Source organism: Bradyrhizobium sp. CCBAU 51745 (assembly GCF_028128715.1).
In the GTDB taxonomy this organism is placed as follows: domain Bacteria; phylum Pseudomonadota; class Alphaproteobacteria; order Rhizobiales; family Xanthobacteraceae; genus Bradyrhizobium; species Bradyrhizobium manausense.
The window spans coordinates 249,261-269,574 of sequence record NZ_LBJP01000003.1; the positions used below are offsets into that span (position 1 = coordinate 249,261).

Sequence of the window (20,314 nt, forward strand, 5' to 3'; positions counted from 1 at the left end):
TCGTGCAGTCGAATGTCAGGTCCGGATCAGGAGCCGGAGCCGAGGCACTTGTTGGTCTTGGTGTTGAAGTTGCCGCACTTCTTGCCGACCCAGTCGCCGATCAGGTCCTTGGAGCCCTCGAGCTCCTTCGACCAGGCGTCGCCCGCCACCAGACCCGGGGTCTTCCAGACCACGTCGAACTGGCCGTTGCCCTTGATCTCGCCGATGAACACCGGCTTGGTGATGTGGTGGTTCGGCAGCATCTTCGAGGTGCCACCGGTCAGGTTCGGCGCCTCGATGCCGGGAAGCGCATCGATCACCTTGTCCGGATCGGTCGACTTCACCTTCTCGACGGCCTTGATCCACATGTTGAAGCCGATCACGTGGGCTTCCATCGGATCGTTGGTCGTGCGCTTCGGGTTCTTGGTGTAGGCCTGCCAGTCCTTGATGAACTTCTCGTTCGCCGGGGTCTTGATCGACTGGAAATAGTTCCAGGCGGCGAGATGGCCGACCAGCGGCTTGGTGTCGATGCCGGCGAGCTCTTCCTCACCCACCGAGAACGCGACCACCGGGATGTCCTTCGCCTTGATGCCCTGGTTGCCGAGCTCCTTGTAGAAGGGGACGTTGGCGTCGCCGTTGATGGTGGAGACCACCGCCGTCTTCTTGCCGGCCGAGCCGAACTTCTTGATGTCGGCCACGATCGTCTGCCAGTCGGAGTGACCGAACGGCGTGTAGTTGATCATGATGTCTTCCTGGGCGACACCCTTCGACTTCAAATAGGCTTCCAGGATCTTGTTGGTGGTGCGCGGATAGACGTAGTCGGTGCCCGCGAGCACCCAGCGCTTCACCTTCTCGTCCTTCATCAGGTAGTCGACGGCAGGGATCGCCTGCTGGTTCGGCGCAGCACCGGTGTAGAACACGTTGCGCTCGGACTCCTCACCCTCGTACTGCACGGGGTAGAACAGGATGTTGTTGAGCTCCTTGAACACCGGCAGCACCGACTTGCGCGACACCGAGGTCCAGCAGCCGAATACGACCGAGACCTTGTCCTTGGTGATCAGCTCGCGCGCCTTTTCGGCGAACAGCGGCCAGTTCGAGGCGGGGTCGACGACGACGGCCTCGAGCTTCTTGCCGAGCACGCCGCCCTTTTTGTTCTGCTCGTCGATCAGGAAGAGAATGGTGTCCTTCAGCGTGGTTTCGCTGATGGCCATGGTGCCGGAGAGGGAGTGCAGGACGCCGACCTTGATGGTGTCGTCCGCGGCCTTCGCGCCGGAAATGGACGCCAAACCGAGCAACAGTCCGGTGGTCGCGGCGAGCACGCCGCGGCGGCTAAATGACGCCGCTATATCGTGAATGGATTTGGTAGGCATGGATGTATCATCTCCCTGACGCAGACGTGAAAACGCTGCGAAACGGCCCCACGGCCGCTTGCGATTAACGGAATCGCAAGAACCATGCCATGGGCTTGGCACCCACCAAGTGATTGGTCAATCTAGACAATTCCGCCGCAATCAAACTTTAGCCGCAGTCTGGCGGCTCAAAATTTAGGCAGACAAATTGTATGCGCATGCGGCAGCCAGGTCATTTTTTGAGCAAAATAGGCCCGCTGGCTAAAATTCCGGCATAACTATTTTTGCACTGCAATCGATACCGGTCGACGTCCCGCCTTGAAAGCGCCCCGTCAATGTTCCATATGAGGATGGAGATCGCGAATCGAGCGATCGTTGCGAGCCGCGTGTTCTTAAGCCCCCACGGGCCTCTGGCTTGCCCCATATCTCCCAAGCCATCCGACACCCCAAACACGCAGGTGTCTTCTCGACACCCTTATGCACGCGCCCCGCTGATTGCGTCGGGCGCCGGCATTTGACATGGAAAGAACCCATCTTTTGACTTCGTTTCAGGACTTCGGCCTCGCCGAACCCATCGCACGTGCTCTCGCCGAAGAGAATTACGTCACCCCGACCCCCATCCAGGCTCAAACCATTCCGCTGGCGCTGACCGGCCGCGACGTCGTCGGCATCGCCCAAACCGGCACCGGCAAGACCGCGTCCTTCGCGCTGCCGATCCTGCATCGCCTGCTCGAGAACCGGATCAAGCCACAGCCCAAGACGGCCCGCGTGCTGGTGCTCTCGCCGACCCGCGAACTGTCCGGCCAGATCCTCGACAGCTTTAACGCTTATGGCCGCCACATTCGCCTGTCCTCGACGCTCGCCATCGGCGGCGTGCCGATGGGTCGCCAGGTCCGCGCCCTGATGCAGGGCGTCGACGTGCTGGTTGCCACCCCCGGCCGCCTGCTCGACCTCGTGCAGAGCAACGGGCTGAAGCTTGGCAGCGTCGAGTTCCTCGTGCTCGACGAGGCTGATCGCATGCTCGACATGGGCTTCATCAACGACATCCGCAAAATCGTCGCGAAACTCCCGATCAAGCGACAGACGCTGTTCTTCTCCGCCACCATGCCGAAGGACATTGCCGAGCTCGCCGATTCCATGCTGCGTGATCCGGCGCGCGTCGCGGTGACCCCGGTCTCCTCGACCGCCGAGCGCATCAACCAGCGCATCATCCAGGTGGATTTCTCGGCCAAGGCCGCCTTCCTGACCAAGCTGCTGAAGGACGAGCCGATCAACCGGGCGCTGGTTTTCACCCGCACCAAGCACGGCGCCGACAAGGTGGTGAAGACGCTGGAGCGGGCCGGCATCCCCGCCAGCGCGATCCACGGTAACAAATCGCAGAACCATCGCGAGCGCACGCTCGCGCAGTTCCGCTCCGGCGAAATCCGCACCCTGGTCGCCACCGATATCGCCGCCCGTGGCATCGACGTCGACGGCATCAGCCACGTCATCAACTACGACCTGCCGAACGTGCCGGAGACCTATGTGCACCGGATCGGCCGGACCGCGCGCGCCGGCGCCGAGGGCACCGCGATCTCGCTGGTCGCCGGCGGCGAGGAACTCAGCTATCTCCGCGACATCGAGCGGCTGATCAAGGTGGCGCTGCCGCGCGAGGACCTCCGCACGGATGCCGGCCGCCGCGATGCCGGCGCTCCCCCGCCCCAGCAACAACGGCAGGGCCGGCCGGGCGGCCGCCCGGGCCAGCGCCCGCAAAGCGCACGGCATGGCGACGGACGGCGTAGCGACGACAGGCATGCCGACGGACGCCATCACAGCTCCGGCAAGCCGAGCGACGGGCGGCCCGGTGAGGGCCGTCATGGCGAGGCGCGGCATGTGGACGGAAGGTCCGGAAACGGCTCGAAGGGCTCTCGCCGCCGCCGCTCCGGTGGTAAGATGCATTCACCAAACGAACGCCCGGAACAGCGTTCCGCGCATAGCGCAGGAGCGCCTGATGGGATACAAGGCGTGGCCTTTTTGCGCCGTGAGAGTCGGCCGAACGGCCACCCGAACCGCAAACCCCATTCGCACTAGCCGTCCACGACCTGGAGAAATTCATGGCTAAGGAAGAGCTGATCCAGTTCGAAGGACTGGTCACCGAAATCCTCCCCGACGCGCGGTACCGCGTCCAGCTCGACGCCGGGCACGAGATCGTCGCCTACACCGCCGGCAAGATGAAGAAGAACCGCATCAAGACGCTGGCGGGAGACCGCGTGACGGTGGAAATGTCGCCCTACGACCTCGAAAAGGGTCGGCTGATTTTCCGTCACAAGGACGAACGGCCCGCGACCGCCGGTGGACCGCCGCGCGGTGGCCCCCAACGCGGCGGCCAGTTCCGCCGCCGCTGATCGGCCCTCGCCCCGCCTGGGCGCGGAATTAAAATGCTGACCTGTATGCTGATCCGCCGCGGGCATCACGGCGGATCAAAAAATCGTGCGCGTCAGGATTGTTTTGAGGCCTTAATTCCAATAAAATGAATTAATCGATTTTCGGCCGGACGACATTAGCATCCACCGGTACAGCCGGTTCAGACACGCTGACGACCCTTCCAAAAATTCGATCTAACCTGCCTGCGCGAGCGGGCTCTACCATTGTGTATCTGAGAAGGGACTACCCCCGTGAGCATGGGAACCGTGAAGTGGTTTAACGCGACCAAGGGCTATGGCTTCATCCAGCCCGACGACGGCGGCAAGGACGTGTTCGTTCACATCAGCGCCGTCGAGCGCGCCGGCCTCGGCTCGCTGCGCGAAGGCCAGAAGGTCTCCTACGAGATCGTCGCCGATCGCCGGTCCGGCAAGTCGGCTGCCGACAATCTCCGCGACGCTGGCTGAGATCGAAAGCGCACGCCTTTGCGGGGCGCGCACCTGGATCGGCCTGAACGCACCCAACGACAGAAAAGGCCGTGCGGAATGCACGGCCTTTTTTCATGTCCGAAGAGCAGATGGGCTCAATATGTCGTGCAGCTGGTGCCCGGGCTGTAATAGACGCAGGTCGACAGGCGCGGGCGGGTGTAGGCGACGTCGCTCAGCGTGATCAAATTCTTGAGCACGTAGCCGACTGACGGCGTGTAGATGTAGCTGACCTCGCTGAAGATCAGGTAGGTGTTGGCGACAGCGAGCGTCGTGGGAATCGAGACAGTGGATCTCTGCGCCCGCGGGGCCGTCCCCTTGCTCCACTGCACATGCGCCGTCTGCGTCGAATCCACGTAAAGTTCGGTGATCGTCGCCGACACGGGCGTCGCGTCATAAGGCGTCATGATTGCGGTCGAGGCCGCGAAGAAATTGGTCATGTCGGTATCGGCGACAGTGGTCGACTGCGAAGTGAGGTCCGCCAGCGTCCGCGCCATCAGCGTCACTTTGCGATCGATCGCGATGGCTGACGAGAATTCGACGGTGCCGAACATCATCACCAGCATCAGCGGAACGATCACCGCGAATTCGGTCGCGGCAAGACCTCTGCCGTCGGCAAGGAATTCGGACGCCGAAAAACCGGCCGCCCGCCATAATCTTGCAATCGCCTGCATCGCCGTACCCGATCCGTTGTCCTAAAGCGCGATGAGATTGGGTTGAATCGTCATCGCGCTTTAGCTCTTGGTTTGAGCATGATCTCCGCGCAAACGCGTTCCGCTGATGTCGCGAGGGAAAACCGCTTCACACTTCTCCGGATCATGCTTTAGTAGGGCTCGTTCTTGAACGCGGCAGTTGCCACCAGCAGCCGCTTGTTCGTGCTGCCGCAGCCGATGTTGTAGCCGAGCCCGGTCACGAACAGCGGCCACTGATAGAACAGCCGGACCACCACGATGTCGCCGGCATTGCCGGCGTTGTAGTTCATGTTGGTGTCGAAATTGCACGCCCCATCGAGATGCGTCGGCAGCGTTACCGCCGAGAAGGACGAGTAGCTCGTGACGTCGACATACAGGCTGTTGCAGTTGAACAGCGCCGGAATCTGGCTACAGACGTAAGTCTTGAACGTCGCCTGCGTGCAAGGCGAAGCGACGCCGCTCACCGCGCAGGCCGCCACCGACCCCGACTGCGCCTGACCGGTCAGCACCACGCGGGCGGAATTCTGCGTGATGGTCTCGAGCACCTGGCCTGAGAAGAACACCAGCGCCGTCTCGATGATGGCAAACAGCAGCGCGAAGAAGATCGGCGCAACCAGCGCGAACTCGACCGCCGCCGATCCACCGCGATTCCCGCGAAACCGTCGCAGCGCGGACCGGAACGTCAGTCTCGAAGCTACAGGCGATGGCATCGCGTTGAATTCCCCGGCGGCAGCGATCATGTGCCTCGATCAATATCGGAAACTGATTGTCCAAATGTTTCCGACACTCGATTCGGGCCGGGCGGGGTTGTTAGCAATGGGTTAACCACGCCGGCAGTGCGAAGGCCGGAGAACAGAAACTACGTCGCCCGCGACCGCGTGCGGGACCGGATGGTCCCGCCTGGCCTGCCGGCCGATCGTGCCGGTTCGTCTTGTCAGTCGGTCTTTGTCAGTTCGTCTTTATCAGTTGGTCTTGGCAGCCGCGGCCGCAGAGGCGTTGCCGCTGGCATTGCTGCTCAGCGAGCCGGCCTGGCTCATCGTGGTGTTGAAGTATTGGTCGCTGTCGCCGAGCGTGACGCGGCGCTGGCAGAGCGGCATGCAGCTGTAGGATTCCCGCTCGATCCCGCGATAGACGGTGACGAGCCGATCGCTTGGGCCTTCGACCTGGATCTGCCGATCGACCAGGATCTCACCGCCGCGATCGAGCGCGATGAAGTTGGTGGCGCCGTAACCCTTGCCGGTCACGACAATCATCCCGCCGGGCTGGAGCGTCACGTCGGCGATCAGGGGATTGCCGACCACGATGGTGGCGACCTTGCCGGGCAAGCGCACCAGCTTGGCCTGGTCGACATTGACGGCAATGGTATCAACGGTAGGCTCGGCAAGGCCGATCGCCGGCGATGCCAGCATCGCAGCCGCAGCCAGGAGACAGACGCGCGCATGGCGGCGCAGAAACTCTTTACGCATACTCTTACCCCGGGACGTCACAGACCGGCAGAATCGATCGGAAGCGGAGCCGGCGCCCGACCCGGTTAACCTGCCTGTAATTCGTGAACGTTCCGCAAATTCGCCGACTATTGTTCTAACGGACTTGCGTTTTATCGCCCGGCCTGGTGGCGGAACGGATAGGCGAGCTGGCCGGCAATCTCCTTCGGCATGGTCGCTTCGTCCTTGCCATAGTCCTGCGGCAGCTCGCCCTTCGGCATGCGGAAGGTGCCGAACAGCACATCCCAGATCGGGAAAGTGCCGGCAAAATTGGTGTCACCGCCCTCTTCGAGCGCCGTGTGGTGCCAGCGGTGGAACACCGGCGTCGCCAGCACATACCGGAACGGCCCGAAGGTCCAGTTCAGATTGGCGTGCACGAACGCCGAATGGAAGGTCGTGAACGGGCCAACCCAGATCATCACGTTCGGCGATATGCCGGCCATCAGCAGCACGACGTCGACGCCGATCGTTCCGAGCACCAGATTCACCGGATGAAAGCGCGCCGCTGAAATCCAGCTGATCTCCTCTGAGGAGTGATGGATCGCATGGTATTTCCAGAACCCGCCGCCGTGAAACAGCCGGTGCAGCCAGTACAGCATGAAGTCGGACGCTACCAGGAACAGCACGCCCTGCAGCCAGAGCGGCAATTGCGACAGCGGGCCGTGGCCATTGTCGTAGAAGGCGATCAGCTCGTCCGCGTCGTGGATGTTGAAGACGATGCCGGCGGTGACGATCAGCAGTCCGATCCGCATGGTGCGGGCAAACACCGGAACGAAGAACCAGTAGCAGATGTCGGTCACGATCTCGCGCTTGCGCCACCACGCCGGACCTGGATTGCAAGCCCAGAAATGCTCGAGCACCGTGAAGACCACCGCGAGCATGAAGGTAACGGGGATCACCTTCGCGATGGTCTCGCCGAGCATCAGGGCGACTTGCATGGGCAGGCTCGACATCATCGCGTCTCTTCCAGGCTGCTGATCCACTCACGCCTACGCCGCGAAATTTAAGGTTGGGTGAAGTTGACGCAGAGTTCAGAACCGGAACGAATCACGACGGGCGCCTTAAGGCGAAATTCACTCTGGCCAAAAGCACCGCGCACGCGGCGGGTTTGAGCGATTGAATTAACCCCGCCGAAAGAGCTCGGCTCACATGGTCGGCGCGTCAAGACAGCGCCGAACGAGGCGACCTCACCCAGACGGAGTTTAGTTCATGAAGAACCTGATTGCGCGTTTCGTGAAGGATGAATCCGGCGCCACCGCCATCGAATACGGTCTGATCGCCGCCGGCATCGCGCTGGCCATCATCACTGTCGTTAACAACCTCGGCAGCACGCTGAACACCAAGTTCGGCTCGATCAGCACCTCGCTGAAGTAAGCCGAGCGACGAAAACGGCAAAAGCCCCGGACCTCCGGGGCCTTTGTTTTCATGACACGGCGAGTTCCAGTGGCGTTGCGTAAGCACAGAACCGATGTCGCAATGGCGGCGACCGAGGCGGACACGGCGCGCGGCGACGCATCGGCCTATTGGGTTTGCCTTGCGCTGCTGCTCGCAATGATCACGCTGGCGATGCGCATCGCCAGCATGTGGTGAGACCGCCGGCGACGTCGTTCCTAAGCTGCGGCGGCCGTTGTCGGTTTGTTTAACACTGCCTTCTAGCATGCGCCGGCGCCCCGTTTCCGCGACAGACCCAGGCCTCCAGACGCAGCCCATGACACTCGACCTCGCGCGCCTTCTGCTGTTCCCGGCCCTGATGGCGTTCGCGGCCGCCAGCGATCTTTTCACGATGACGATCTCCAACCGCGTGTCGCTGACGCTGGTCGCGGGTTTCTTCGTGCTCGCCTTGGCCGGTGGTATGGCACCTTACGAGATGCTGAGCCATGTCGGTGCCGGCGCGCTACTGCTCGTCGTGGCCTTCACCTGCTTTGCGATGGGCTGGATGGGCGGGGGCGATGCCAAGGTTGCCGCGTCCGTGGCGCTCTGGTTCGGCTTCGCCCAATTGATGGACTTCCTGCTCTACGCCTCGCTGTTCGGCGGAGCGCTGACGCTGCTGCTGCTGCAGTTCCGACAATGGCCGCTCCCTTACGGACTTGCCGGCCAGGCCTGGCTCGCACGGCTTCACGACAAGCAGACCGGCATTCCCTACGGCATCGCACTCGCGCTTGGCGCACTGTTGGTCTACCCCGAAACCGAATGGGTGAAGGCGATCGACCTCGCTCACCTCGCACTGCGCTGAACGCCGCGATAACCCGGCGTTAAGGCGATTTAGATACGCCTCATTAACCATGCTTTGACGAATAGCTGGTCAACTGCCGATTACGGCGGCGGCAGCGTCGCGGCGTTTTGTGGAAAGTGAAGCGTATGAATAGGGCACGCATAGTCGTCCTGACGGTCGCCATCTGCGCCGGCGGCATCGCTGCGTACCTGGCGAGCGGCTCGGACTCTGGGCCGCCTCCAGCGGCTCCGGTCGCGCAGCTTCCCACCACCGACGTCCTGGTCGCCAAGAACGACATCGGCCTCGGACAGACCCTGAAGCCGGACGACGTGCAGTGGCAGACCTGGCCGACGGCGACCGCCAGCGCCACTTTCATTCGCCGCAACGAGCGCCCGGACGGCGCGACCCAGGTTACGGGCTCGATCGCCCGTGCCCCTTTCATCCAGGGTGAACCGATCCGCGACCAGAAGCTGGTCAAGGCCGATGGTTCCGGCTTCATGGCCGCGATCCTGCCGAGCGGCAAGCGGGCCATCTCGACCGAAATCACGCCGGAGACGGGTGCCGGCGGCTTTATCCTGCCCAACGATCGCGTTGACGTTCTGCTCACGCGCCGCCTCAAGAATCCGGACCCGAGCGGACAGGATATCGTCACATCCGAGATCCTCCTGACCAATGTCCGCGTGCTGGCCATCGACCAGGCGCCGAAGGAGAAAGAGGGCCAGAACGCTGTGGTCGGCAAGACCGTCACCCTGGAGCTCGATTCCGCGCAGACCAAAGTGCTGTCTTCAGCCCGCCAGGCCGGAACGCTGTCGTTGGCGCTGCGCAGCATTGCCGACGTCAAGACGACCGAGATCACGCTCGATGAATCCGCGCAGCAGCGCGACGGCGTTTCGATCATTCGCTACGGCATTCAAAGTCAGGGTGCGAGAGCACGATGAGGACAGTCGATATGAGATGCAGGGCAGATCTGGCGACGATGCGGACCTCCGTGGTCCGCGCCCTGTCGTTCTCGGCCGCCCTCGCGCTGACGCTTAACCCCGCGCTGACGCCGGTGATTGCGGCCGACTATCGTCCGGCGGCGCCGGTCGCGGCCGATGGTCAGATGAACGCGCGCTTCCTTTCGCTCGGCGTCGGCAAGTCGATCGTGATCGACCTGCCACGCGACATCAAGGACGTGCTCGTCGCCGATCCCAAGATTGCCAATGCGGTGGTCCGCTCGTCCCAGCGCGCCTACATCATCGGCGCCTCGGTCGGCCAGACCAACATCGTGTTCTTCGATTCCGCCGGCCAGCAGATCGCCGCCTATGACATCGCAGTCAAGCGCGACCTCAATGGCGTGCGCGCGGCGCTGAAGCAGATCTTGCCCAATTCCGACATCCAGATCGACGGCCTCGGGGAGGGCGTCGTCCTGAGCGGCACCGCGGCCAACCCGGTCGAAGCGCAGCAGGCCAACGATCTCGCCGCACGTCTCGCTGGCGGCACCGAGAAGGTGCTGAACTCGATCGTGGTCCGCGGCCGCGACCAGGTCATGCTGAAGGTGACCGTCGCGGAAGTCGCGCGAAACATCGTCAAGCAGCTCGGCATCGATCTCACCGCGAACCTCAACTACGGCACCTCGGTGGTGAGCTTCACCAACTCGAACCCGTTCACCGCGCTTGGCCACAATCTCGTGGACGGCAACAGCCTGAGCGCGAAGTTCGGCGGAGGCCCCTCTGTGCAGGCCACCCTGCGCGCCATGGAAACCGCAGGCGTGATCCGCACGCTGGCCGAGCCGAATCTGACCGCGATCTCCGGTGAATCGGCGACGTTTATCGCCGGCGGCGAATTCCCGGTGCCGGCGGGCTATGCTTGCGATCCTACCACGCATGTCTGTACCACCCAGATCAGCTTCAAGAAGTTCGGCATCTCGCTCAATTTCACCCCCGTGGTGCTGACCGAGGGCAAGATCAGCCTGCGGGTGATGACCGAGGTGTCTGAACTCTCCAACGACAACGCGATCACGCTGTCGCAGGCCGTCACCACGAGCTCGGTGAACTCGGTGACCGTCCCCTCGATCAGGACCCGCCGCGCCGAGACCTCGCTCGAGATTCCCTCCGGCGGCGCAATGGCAATGGCCGGTCTGATTCAGCAGCAGACCAAGCAGGCGGTCAGCGGATTGCCGGGCCTGATGCAGCTGCCTATTCTCGGCACGCTGTTCCGCAGCCGCGACTTCGTCAACAGCGCGACCGAACTGGTCGTGATCGTGACGCCCTACATCGTGCGCGCAACGTCGCCAAAGGACCTCTCGCGTCCGGACGACGGCTTCTCGGCGCCGGCTGATCCGCAGGCCGAACTGATCGGCAACATCAACCGCCTTTATGGCGTTCCGGGGCGGACCGAATCGGCCAAGAACTACCGCGGCACTTACGGCTTCATCACCGACTGAGGCGGAACGGGGACTTAAGTCATGATTACAGCACGACCCCAGATCCGCCACCGCGCCGCCGGCCTCGGCGGCGTGCTCGTGGGTATCGCGCTCGCACTCGGCGGCTGCCAGCACGACGAGGTGGCGACGGCTTCCATTCCCGACGACTACAAGCAACGTCACCCGATCGCGATCGAGGAGCAGAACCGCTCGATCGTGGTGTTCGTCGGTCACGCCCGCGGCGGCTTGACCGCAGCCCAGCGCGCCGACGTGATGGGACTGGCGTCGACCTGGACGCATGAGGGTACCGGCGCGATTCACATCGACGTGCCCACGGGAACGCCCAATGCACGTCCGGTTGCGGAATCCATGCGAGAGATTCAGGCGATGCTGGCGGCCGGGGGCGTCCCCCCGCGCGGCATCGTCGCCCGCCCCTACCGGCCGGAAGACAAGCGCTTCCTGCCGCCGATCCGACTGACCTATTCGAAGATCGCAGCGGTCGCGGGCCCATGCGGCCTGTGGCCGGAGGACATCGGCCCCTCGATGAAGAACAAGGGCTGGTTCGAGAACAAGGACTATTACAATTTCGGCTGCGCCTATCAGCGCAACATGGCGGCCATGGTCGACAATCCGTCGGACCTCGAGCAGCCGCGGCCTGAAACTCCTGTTTACACCATACGACGCACCGCCGCCTTCGAGAAATACCGCAAGGGGTTGCCGACAGCGACCACCTATCCCGAGGCCGAAAAGGCCAAACTCAGCGACACCGGCAAATGATCAACTACGCGCGCCAGACTCAGGAAGAGCAGCCGGAGATCCCGCCGCCGGTCGAAGAGCATATTGCGCCCGCGCCGCGCGTCTCCGTCCAGGCCTTCTGCGACACCGTGGAGACCGCTGCAGCCGTGCAATCGGCCGGCGAGGATCGCCGCCTCGGCAAGGCCCATCTGAAGATCCAGATGGGCGGCATGATGGCTGCAATCGAAGCTTACCGCTCGGCGCCCACGCCGAACGTGATCGTGCTCGAGAGCGACGCCCGCACCGATCTGTTGGCCGGGCTGGACCAGCTCGCCACCGTCTGCGACGCCGGTACCCGCGTCGTCGTGATCGGCCGTATTAACGACGTCATGCTCTATCGCGAGCTGGTGCGCCGCGGCGTCAGTGACTACGTGCTCGCGCCGGTCGGTGCGATCGACGTCGTGCGCTCGATCTGCAATCTGTTCTCGGCACCGGAAGCCAAGGCGGTCGGCCGCATCATCGCCGTGGTCGGCGCCAAAGGCGGCGTCGGCGCCTCCACCATTTCCCACAACGTCGCCTGGGCCATCGCACGGGACCTTGCGATGGACGCCGTGGTCGCCGATCTCGACCTCGCTTTCGGCACGGCCGGGCTCGACTATAACCAGGATCCGCCCCAGGGCATCGCGGACGCCGTGTTCTCGCCCGATCGCGTCGATACCGCCTTCATCGATCGCCTGCTGTCGAAATGCACGGACCATCTCAGCCTGCTGGCGGCGCCGGCGACGCTCGACCGGGTCTATGATTTCGGCACCGACGCTTTCGACGCCGTGTTCGACACGCTGCGCTCGACCATGCCCTGCATCGTGCTGGACATCCCGCATCAATGGTCGGGTTGGACCAAGCGCGCCCTCATCGGCGCCGATGACATCCTGATCGTGGCGGCGCCGGATCTCGCCAATCTGCGCAATACCAAGAACCTGTTCGATCTCCTGAAGGCCGCCCGTCCCAACGACCGCCCGCCGCTGTACTGCCTCAACCAGGTCGGCGTCCCCAAGCGGCCGGAGATCGCCGCGACCGAATTCGCCAAGGCGATCGAGAGCCAGCCGGTGGTCTCGATTCCGTTCGAGCCGCAGATCTTCGGCGCGGCGGCCAACAACGGCCAGATGATCGCGGAGATCTCCGCGAACCATAAGTCTATCGAGATGTTCCTCCAGATCGCCCAGCGCCTGACCGGCCGGAGCGAGACGAAGAAACAAAAGTCGTCCTTGCTTTCACCGCTGATTGACAAGTTGCGGGGAAAATAAGCCGCCGCATGGAGTTGTTAAGTGTTCGGTAAGCGTAGCGGAACAGACACCGACTTTCGGGCTCCAAAGCCCGGCGCTGTGTCGCCAGAGCCTGTCTCGGCTCCGGCGCCGACGGTGTCGCGCGCGCCGCCCCCGCCGGTGGTCGCGTCCCCGCCGCTCGCGCCGTCCCGGCCCCCGCCGGTCATGGAAACCCGCCGCTCGGACAATTATTACGAGGTCAAGGCGACCATCTTCGGCGCGCTGATCGAGGCCATCGACCTCGCCCAGCTCGCCAAGCTCGATTCCGAATCGGCGCGCGAGGAAATCCGCGACATCGTCAACGAGATCATCGCGATCAAGAACATCGTGATGTCGATCGCCGAGCAGGAAGAGCTGCTCGACGACATCTGCAACGACGTGCTCGGCTACGGCCCGCTCGAGCCGCTGCTCGCCCGCGATGACATCGCCGATATCATGGTGAACGGCGCCGGCACGGTCTTCATCGAAGTCAGCGGCAAGATCCAGCGGACCGGTATCCGCTTTCGCGACAACCAGCAGCTCCTCAACATCTGCCAGCGCATCGTCAGCCAGGTCGGCCGGCGTGTCGACGAATCCTCGCCGATCTGCGACGCGCGTCTCGCCGACGGCTCGCGCGTCAACGCCATCGTCCCGCCGCTCGCGATCGACGGCCCCGCGCTCACCATTCGTAAGTTCAAGAAGGACAAGCTGACGCTGGATCAGCTGGTCAGATTCGGCGCGATCTCGCCTGAGGGCGCCGAGATTCTCCAGATCATCGGGCGCGTCCGCTGCAACGTGCTCATCTCGGGCGGTACCGGCTCGGGCAAGACCACCCTGCTCAACTGTCTCACCAACTACATCGAGCACGACGAGCGCGTCATCACCTGCGAGGACGCCGCCGAGCTTCAGCTCCAGCAGCCCCACGTGGTGCGGCTCGAAACCCGCCCGCCCAACATCGAGGGCGAAGGCCAGGTCACCATGCGCGAGCTGGTGCGAAACTGCCTGCGTATGCGCCCCGAACGCATCATCGTCGGCGAAGTCCGCGGCCCGGAGGCCTTCGACCTCCTCCAGGCCATGAACACCGGCCACGACGGCTCGATGGGGACGCTGCACGCCAACAATCCCCGTGAAGCGCTGTCACGCTGCGAATCCATGATCACGATGGGCGGCTTTTCGCTGCCCTCGCGAACGATCCGCGAGATGATCTGCGCCTCGATCGACGTCATCGTCCAGGCTGCGCGTCTGCGCGACGGCTCGCGCCGCATCACCCATATCACCGAGGTGATGGGCATGGAAGGCGACACCATCATCACCCAGGACATCTTCCTCTACGACCTGATCGGCGAGGATGCCAACGGCAAGATCATCGGCCAGCATCGCTCGACCGGCATTGGCCGCCCGAAATTCTGGGAACGCGCCCGCTATTACGGCGAAGAGAAACGCCTTGCCGCCGCGCTCGACGCCGCGGAAAAGAAACCGAACACGTGAGCAGGCCGGCGCAGCCATGAACACTCAGGTCCTCGCCCTCGCCTTCCTCGCCACCGCCGCTGTCGGCGGCATCGCCTGGGTCTTCGTCTATCCGATGCTGTCGGGCGAGCGGAAGGCCGAGAGCCGCCGTGCCTCGATCGCACGCGCCGAGGCGCCGACCGCCCGCCAGGCCGAGAAGACCCAGCGCTCGCGCCGCGAGCAGGTCGAGAGCTCGCTCAAGGATCTCGAGGCCAGGCGCACGCAGGAGAAGAGCGTCCCGCTCAACATCCGCCTGTCGCAGGCGGGGCTCGACTGGACCACGCAGAAATTCTGGATCGTGTCCGCGGTCGTGGCGGGCGTGTTTTTCGTCGGCACATTGTTTGGTGGCGGCGGCCTGCTCGGCGCGGCAGGTCTTGCCTTTGCCGGCGGCTTCGGCCTGCCGCGCTGGGCCCTGGGCTTCCTGAAGAAGCGTCGCGAGAACAAGTTCCTGGCAGCGCTGCCCGACGCCGTCGACGTCATCGTCCGCGGCATCAAGGCCGGCCTGCCGCTGTTCGAATCGATCAAGGTCGTCGCGGCCGACGCGCCGGAGCCGCTGCGCAGCGAATTCCTGGCCATCATCGAGACGCAGGCGATCGGCATGCCGCTCGGCGAGGCCTGCTCGCGCCTCTATGAGCGCATGCCGCTGCCCGAGGCCAACTTCTTCGGCATCGTGGTGTCGATCCAGCAGAAATCGGGCGGCAACCTCTCCGAGGCGCTGGGCAACCTCTCCAAGGTGCTGCGCGACCGCAAGAAGATGAAGGAGAAGATCCAGGCGATGTCGATGGAAGCCAAGGCCTCGGCCGGCATCATCGGCTCGCTGCCGCCGATCGTGATGTTCCTCGTCTATCTCACGACCCCCGGCTACATCTCCCTGCTGTGGACCCATCCCACCGGCCAGCTGATGCTGGTCGGCTGCGTCGTCTGGATGTCGATCGGCATCATGGTGATGAAGAAGATGATCAACTTCGATTTCTGATTGATGGTGCCGCATGGTCGAGTTCCTCGTTACGAAACTGCATGACGCCCACTTCATGACCATGCTGCTGGCAGCCATCGCTGCCAGCGCCACCGTGTACACGCTGGTGATGCCGATGTTCGCCGGCGAGGGCCTCTCCAAGCGCATGAAGGCGGTGGCGAGCGAACGCGAGCGCATCCGGCAGCGCGAGCGCGAGCGCCTCAACAAGAGCGAAAAGGTCTCGCTCCGCCAGACCCCCAAGCAGCTCGTCTCGAAGGTGGTCGAGGACTTCAATCTCACCAAATGGCTGGCGCAGGAGGCTGCGCGGGACAAGCTGATCATGGCCGGCTATCGCGGCCATGCGCCTTACATCACGTTCCTGTTCGCCCGCCTGGTCGCCCCGATCGTGCTGTTCATCGGCTCGGTCGTCTACGTCTTCCTGATCGCCCATATGGACCGTCCGATGCCGATCAAGATCGGCATCTGCGTCGGCGCGGCCTATCTCGGTCTGCAGGCGCCGATGCTGTTCCTGAAGAACGCGATCTCCAAGCGCCAGCTCTCGATCAAGCGCGCCTTTCCCGATGCGCTCGACCTGCTGCTTATCTGCATCGAATCCGGCATGTCGGTGGAAATGGCGTTCCGCAAGGTCGCAACGGAGATCGTCGGCCAGTCGATCGCGCTGTCGGAGGAATTCACCCTGACCACCGCCGAGCTGTCCTATTTGCAGGACCGCAAGGTCGCTTACGAAAACCTGGCGAAGCGCACCGGGCTCGAAGGCGTCAAGTCGGTCTGTCTGGCGCTTCAGCAGGCGGAACGCTACGGCACCCCGCTCGGGCAATCCCTGCGCGTCATGGCGCAGGAAAACCGCGACATGCGCATGAACGAGGCCGAGAAGAAGGCCGCCGCGCTGCCGCCGAAGCTGACGGTGCCGATGATCCTGTTCTTCCTGCCGGTGCTGTTCGTCGTCATTCTCGGACCGACCGGCATCAAGATCTCCGAGCTGCACTGACGCGCGATCCAAAGCCGCGAAAACAACCCCATGCACAGTAGCCGGCCGGCGCCGGCTCGGCGTGATGTGGATCGCGGCAAACGTCCGAATGATCGGATGAAATTCACGCCATCGCGCCAAAGGCGGCGGATCAGTCGGGCTGGCTGAGGGAAGCGACCGGGGTGCGCTTCGGCGCGCCGCGCGGACCGTCGTTGCGGCTCAGCATCTCCTTCAGATAGGCGACATTGGCCGCCGCTTGGTCGGGCGCCAGGTCCGCCTTCACGATGGTCTCGGCTTCCGCGAAGCGGCCCTGGAGGCCGACCACCAGGCCGAGATTCTGCCGCACCCGCGGGCCCGCGCGCGGCGACGCATAGGCCTGCCGCAGCGCCTCTTCCGCCTTGGGCAGGTCCCTCGTCAGCATGTAGGACAGGCCGAGATTGGAGAGCACGCCGGGATCATCAGGCGCGATCTTCAGCGCGCTGGCATAATAGCCGCGCGCCTCGTTGTGGCGGCCCATCTGGTCGAGGCAGGTGCCCTGCACCGACAGCAGGCGCCAGTCCGGATTGTCGGGCGAATGCGCCTTCGACAGCACGTCGAAGGCCTGCTGGAAATTGCCGGTGTCGGAGAGCGCGCGACCGTATTGGGCCAGCAGCGCCTTGTTGCCGGGATTGGCGATGGTCGCCTGTTCGAGCACGGCCGCGGCCTGGGCGCGCTGGCCGTTGGCGCGCAGGGCCTGGCCATAGGCCAGCGCCGTATCGGCATCCTTGGGATTGGCCCGATAGCGCTCGCCATAGACCTCGACGGCGCGCGCCGGATCGGCCGGCGCAGCCGCCTCCGCCTTCGGCCCGATCGAGCCGGTGACGTCCGAGAGCTTGGACATTGCCGTGCAGCCGCCGAGGCTCGCGGCCACCAGCGCGATCAGCGAGGCGGACGCAAGAAGCCGGCCAGGACGGAACCGTTGACTCATGACGCTTTGACTCTCGAGCGGATTGATCGAGCCGAACGCGCCAGCAATAGACGGTTAACCCTAATGGCCGGTTAACGCGGGCCCATGCTGCCCTGCAGCGGCGCAGATCTGTCGAGGAACGAGCTCGGCCAGGGCGTGGGACGTCGCGAGGTGCCCTGCGGCAGCGCACGCATCAACGACAGTTCTCGACGAAGACACGCGCGCCGCCCGCGGATCGTTTCGAGGGGCTCGATCAATATTCGATGGCGAGACGCTTGCGGATTTCATCAATGCGTCTGTCGAGCGCGTCGAACCGCGCGTGGATCGAACGATCATGGAGATAGAAGACATAACCGCCGGCGAGGAATGCGAAGACCCAATGGTGATGCTCGACATAGCCAAAGATGGCCTCGATGGCCTGGCCAATGAACGTGATCCCGCTCCACACGAATTCCATTGCAATTCCTCCCGGCACGCATTGTCGCCGGTCACGGGCGTTCTCTGCACCCCTGATGACCTGCTTGGCGACCACTGCCGGAACCTAGCATGGGTCTTGCTCTGCGAGTAGCGCCTCGCCGACCGGTGAGCGCAATGCCGATTGCGGCCACCGCAAAACTCTGCGAAATCTGCTTCCCACCCGAACGACCTCCGAGCCCGCCAATGCCTTCCATCTTCGCGACGTCCTCGACCGCCACCCCGATCATGTTCGTCACCAAGTCGAGCTGGGACGCCGTGCGCGAGACGCTGCCGCCGGCGCAGCGCCAGTTCGCCGCTGCGAGCGCCTTCGCCGCCAAGCCGGGCAAATATCTCGCGCTGCCCGCGCCTGACGGCGCGATCGCGCAGGTGCTGTTCGGCCTTGAGGACGACGGCGCCAAGTCGCGCGATCTGTTCCGGCCCGGCGCCCTGCCCGGCCTGCTGCCGGCCGGCACCTATCGCTTTGCCAATGCACCGCACGATGCACGATTGGCGGCGCTGGCCTTCGCGCTGGGGTGTTATCGCTTCGCTCGCTACCGCAGCGACGAGAGACCCGACGTCCGCCTGGTGCCGCCCGATGGCGTCGACGCCGCCGAGATCGATCGTATGGCTGATGCCGCGATGCTGGCGCGCGACCTCATCAATACGCCGTCCAACGACATGGGGCCGGAGCAACTGGCCGCCGCCGCGCAAGCCCTCGCGACCGAATACGGCGCGAGCTACGCCTGCACCATCGGCGAGGAACTGGAGAGCAACTTTCCGCTGATCCATGCGGTCGGCATGGCCTCCAGCCGCGCACCACGGCTGATCGATATCGGCTGGGGCGACCCTGATCATCCCAAGGTGACGCTGGTCGGCAAGGGCGTCTGCTTCGACACCGGCGGGCTCGATTTGAAGCCGTCGAGCGGCATGTTGATCATGAAGAAGGACATGGGCGGCGCCGCCAACGTGCTGGCGCTGGCGCGCATGGTGATGGACGCCAAACTGAAGGTGCGCCTGCGCGTGCTGATCCCGGCCGTGGAGAATGCGGTTTCCGGCAATGCCTTCCGCCCGCTCGACATCTTCACCTCGCGCAAGGGCATCACGGTCGAGATCGGCAACACCGACGCGGAAGGACGGCTGGTGCTGGCCGACGCGCTGGCGCTGGCCGACGAGGAAAAGCCCGAGCTGCTGATTGATCTGGGCACGCTGACGGGCGCTGCGCGCGTTGCGCTGGGGCCGGATTTACCGCCCTTTTACACCAATGATGAGACGCTGGCCGCCGACGTCGCGCGCTGCGCGGCGCAGGAGAACGATCCCTTGTGGCGCATGCCGCTGTGGCCACCTTACGATGCCTGGCTGGACTCCAAGACCGCTACCATCACCAACGCGCCGTCAGGCGGCTTTGCCGGCTCGATCACCTGCGCGCTGTTTTTGCAGCGCTTCGTCGAGCATGCCGGAAGCTGGTTGCATGTGGATATTTTCGGCTGGACGCCGTCGGCCAAGCCGGCGCGGCCCGAAGGCGGTGAATGCCAGGCCGCCCGCGCCATCTACAAGATGCTGAGCGAGCGCTATGCATGATATCAGGCTGACACCGGCGCGCGGCGACCTCGCCGCGAAATATCTCGAGGGCAAGGTGCAGGCCGATCGCTTCGTCACGGGCGAGGAGTTCGAGGTCATCGCGCCGATCGCGCCGGTTCGCGAGCAACCGTCCTCGAACGCGATGCTGATGACGGAAGCGCTGCGCGGCGAGCGCGTCACGGTCTACGATCGCAACGGCGAGGGCTGGGCCTGGGGCCAGCTCGGCAGCGATGGCTATGTCGGCTGGCTGCCGGATGCGGCACTGGCGAAGCCGGCGGCGGCGCCGACGCACAAGGTGACCGCGCTGCGCACGCTCGCCTTCCCCGGCCCCTCGATCAAATTGCCGCCGGCAGATTCGCTGGTGCAGGGGTCGCAGCTCACGGTCACGCGCGAGGACGGCCCTTTCGCCGTTACACGCGAGGGCACGTTCGTGCCGAAGACCCATCTTTCGCCGCTCGACCATCGCGAGGGCGATTTCGTCGCGGTCGCCGAACGCTTCGTCGGCACGCCCTATCTCTGGGGCGGCAAAAGCAGTTTTGGTATCGATTGCTCGGGGCTGGTGCAAGTGTCACTGACGGCCGCAGGCATCGGCTGCCCGCGCGACAGCGACATGCAGCAGACGGGCCTCGGCCGCGCGCTGGAGCCGCATGAGCAGAGCAGCTTGCTGCGCGGCGATCTGATCTTCTGGAAAGGCCACGTCGCCATCGTGCGCGACGGCAGCACCATGCTTCACGCCAACGCGCATCACATGGCGACGGTGATCGAGCCAATCGCACCGGCGATTGAGCGGATCAAGGCGGCCGGCAGCGAGGTCGTGGCGATCAAGCGGCTGTAACGTCACCTC

General features: G+C 64.2%; 22 protein-coding genes. 15 read left to right on the plus strand and 7 right to left on the minus strand.

The features are described from left to right. Positions 1–26: 26 nt before the first annotated feature. Complete coding sequence (gene urtA, locus XH98_RS03920) at positions 27–1,349, minus strand: urea ABC transporter substrate-binding protein (RefSeq protein ID WP_057759438.1); 1,323 nt, start codon at positions 1,347–1,349, stop codon at positions 27–29. Positions 1,350–1,847: 498 nt separating this feature from the next. On the opposite strand from urtA, the gene XH98_RS03925 reads away from it, so the two are divergent. From XH98_RS03925 to XH98_RS03935, 3 genes are all read left to right on the plus strand, one after another. Next, complete coding sequence (locus tag XH98_RS03925; RefSeq protein ID WP_271617844.1) at positions 1,848–3,398, plus strand: DEAD/DEAH box helicase; 1,551 nt, start codon at positions 1,848–1,850, stop codon at positions 3,396–3,398. A 23-nt stretch (positions 3,399–3,421) separates the two neighbouring features. Further along, positions 3,422–3,712 (plus strand): translation initiation factor IF-1, encoded by a 291-nt coding sequence (infA, locus tag XH98_RS03930; RefSeq protein WP_008546913.1) that lies wholly within the window; start codon positions 3,422–3,424, stop codon positions 3,710–3,712. 270 nt (positions 3,713–3,982) lie between these two features. Then, complete coding sequence (locus XH98_RS03935; RefSeq protein ID WP_057759442.1) at positions 3,983–4,195, plus strand: cold-shock protein; 213 nt, start codon at positions 3,983–3,985, stop codon at positions 4,193–4,195. A gap of 116 nt (positions 4,196–4,311) precedes the next feature. Here XH98_RS03935 and XH98_RS03940 read toward each other — a convergent pair whose 3' ends face one another. From XH98_RS03940 to XH98_RS03955, 4 genes are all read right to left on the minus strand, one after another. Beyond that, positions 4,312–4,887 (minus strand): TadE/TadG family type IV pilus assembly protein, encoded by a 576-nt coding sequence (locus XH98_RS03940; protein ID WP_271603765.1) that lies wholly within the window; start codon positions 4,885–4,887, stop codon positions 4,312–4,314. 149 nt (positions 4,888–5,036) lie between these two features. Continuing rightward, entirely contained in the window at positions 5,037–5,615 is a 579-nt protein-coding gene (locus XH98_RS03945; RefSeq protein WP_220002264.1) for a TadE/TadG family type IV pilus assembly protein, read from the minus strand. 252 nt (positions 5,616–5,867) lie between these two features. Then, positions 5,868–6,371, minus strand: a complete 504-nt coding sequence (locus tag XH98_RS03950) for a pilus assembly protein N-terminal domain-containing protein (protein ID WP_057759446.1) — start codon at positions 6,369–6,371, stop codon at positions 5,868–5,870. A gap of 131 nt (positions 6,372–6,502) precedes the next feature. Then, a complete protein-coding gene (locus tag XH98_RS03955; protein WP_271603764.1) occupies positions 6,503–7,342 on the minus strand; it encodes a sterol desaturase family protein in 840 nt (279 codons plus the stop codon). Positions 7,343–7,598: 256 nt separating this feature from the next. Here XH98_RS03955 and XH98_RS03960 point away from each other — a divergent pair, with 256 nt between their 5' ends. From XH98_RS03960 to XH98_RS04005, 10 genes are all read left to right on the plus strand, one after another. Beyond that, positions 7,599–7,763: a Flp family type IVb pilin gene (locus XH98_RS03960; RefSeq protein WP_057759447.1), complete on the plus strand. Its 165-nt coding sequence runs from the start codon at positions 7,599–7,601 to the stop codon at positions 7,761–7,763. A gap of 75 nt (positions 7,764–7,838) precedes the next feature. Then, positions 7,839–7,979 carry a hypothetical protein gene (locus XH98_RS03965; RefSeq protein ID WP_271617990.1) on the plus strand — a complete coding sequence of 47 codons (141 nt, stop codon included), beginning with the start codon at positions 7,839–7,841 and terminating at the stop codon, positions 7,977–7,979. A gap of 118 nt (positions 7,980–8,097) precedes the next feature. Next, positions 8,098–8,622 carry an A24 family peptidase gene (locus tag XH98_RS03970; protein ID WP_057759450.1) on the plus strand — a complete coding sequence of 175 codons (525 nt, stop codon included), beginning with the start codon at positions 8,098–8,100 and terminating at the stop codon, positions 8,620–8,622. A gap of 125 nt (positions 8,623–8,747) precedes the next feature. Continuing rightward, on the plus strand, positions 8,748–9,539 hold the full coding sequence (gene cpaB / locus XH98_RS03975; RefSeq protein WP_271617845.1) for a Flp pilus assembly protein CpaB: 792 nt from the start codon (positions 8,748–8,750) through the stop codon (positions 9,537–9,539). Between the two features lie 11 nt (positions 9,540–9,550). After that, complete coding sequence (locus XH98_RS03980; RefSeq protein ID WP_271617846.1) at positions 9,551–11,026, plus strand: type II and III secretion system protein family protein; 1,476 nt, start codon at positions 9,551–9,553, stop codon at positions 11,024–11,026. A gap of 21 nt (positions 11,027–11,047) precedes the next feature. After that, positions 11,048–11,782: a CpaD family pilus assembly protein gene (locus XH98_RS03985; protein ID WP_271617847.1), complete on the plus strand. Its 735-nt coding sequence runs from the start codon at positions 11,048–11,050 to the stop codon at positions 11,780–11,782. Further along, positions 11,779–13,044 (plus strand): AAA family ATPase, encoded by a 1,266-nt coding sequence (locus tag XH98_RS03990; protein ID WP_271617848.1) that lies wholly within the window; start codon positions 11,779–11,781, stop codon positions 13,042–13,044. Before XH98_RS03985 ends, XH98_RS03990 begins: the two co-directional genes overlap by 4 nt. 21 nt (positions 13,045–13,065) lie before the next feature. Then, positions 13,066–14,529: a CpaF family protein gene (locus XH98_RS03995; RefSeq protein ID WP_271617849.1), complete on the plus strand. Its 1,464-nt coding sequence runs from the start codon at positions 13,066–13,068 to the stop codon at positions 14,527–14,529. A gap of 16 nt (positions 14,530–14,545) precedes the next feature. Continuing rightward, complete coding sequence (locus tag XH98_RS04000; protein ID WP_271617850.1) at positions 14,546–15,523, plus strand: type II secretion system F family protein; 978 nt, start codon at positions 14,546–14,548, stop codon at positions 15,521–15,523. A 13-nt stretch (positions 15,524–15,536) separates the two neighbouring features. Continuing rightward, positions 15,537–16,511, plus strand: coding sequence for a type II secretion system F family protein (locus XH98_RS04005; protein ID WP_271603758.1), 975 nt, complete (start codon positions 15,537–15,539; stop codon positions 16,509–16,511). A gap of 130 nt (positions 16,512–16,641) precedes the next feature. Here the strand turns inward: XH98_RS04005 and XH98_RS04010 are convergent, their stop codons facing one another. Continuing rightward, positions 16,642–17,457, minus strand: coding sequence for a tetratricopeptide repeat protein (locus XH98_RS04010; protein WP_271603757.1), 816 nt, complete (start codon positions 17,455–17,457; stop codon positions 16,642–16,644). A gap of 232 nt (positions 17,458–17,689) precedes the next feature. After that, complete coding sequence (locus XH98_RS04015; protein WP_057759462.1) at positions 17,690–17,893, minus strand: hypothetical protein; 204 nt, start codon at positions 17,891–17,893, stop codon at positions 17,690–17,692. 203 nt (positions 17,894–18,096) lie between these two features. On the opposite strand from XH98_RS04015, the gene XH98_RS04020 reads away from it, so the two are divergent. Further along, positions 18,097–19,470, plus strand: coding sequence for a leucyl aminopeptidase family protein (locus XH98_RS04020; protein ID WP_271617851.1), 1,374 nt, complete (start codon positions 18,097–18,099; stop codon positions 19,468–19,470). Continuing rightward, positions 19,463–20,305: a C40 family peptidase gene (locus tag XH98_RS04025; protein WP_271603755.1), complete on the plus strand. Its 843-nt coding sequence runs from the start codon at positions 19,463–19,465 to the stop codon at positions 20,303–20,305. The genes XH98_RS04020 and XH98_RS04025 overlap by 8 nt, the downstream gene beginning before the upstream one ends. Positions 20,306–20,314 lie beyond the last annotated feature (9 nt).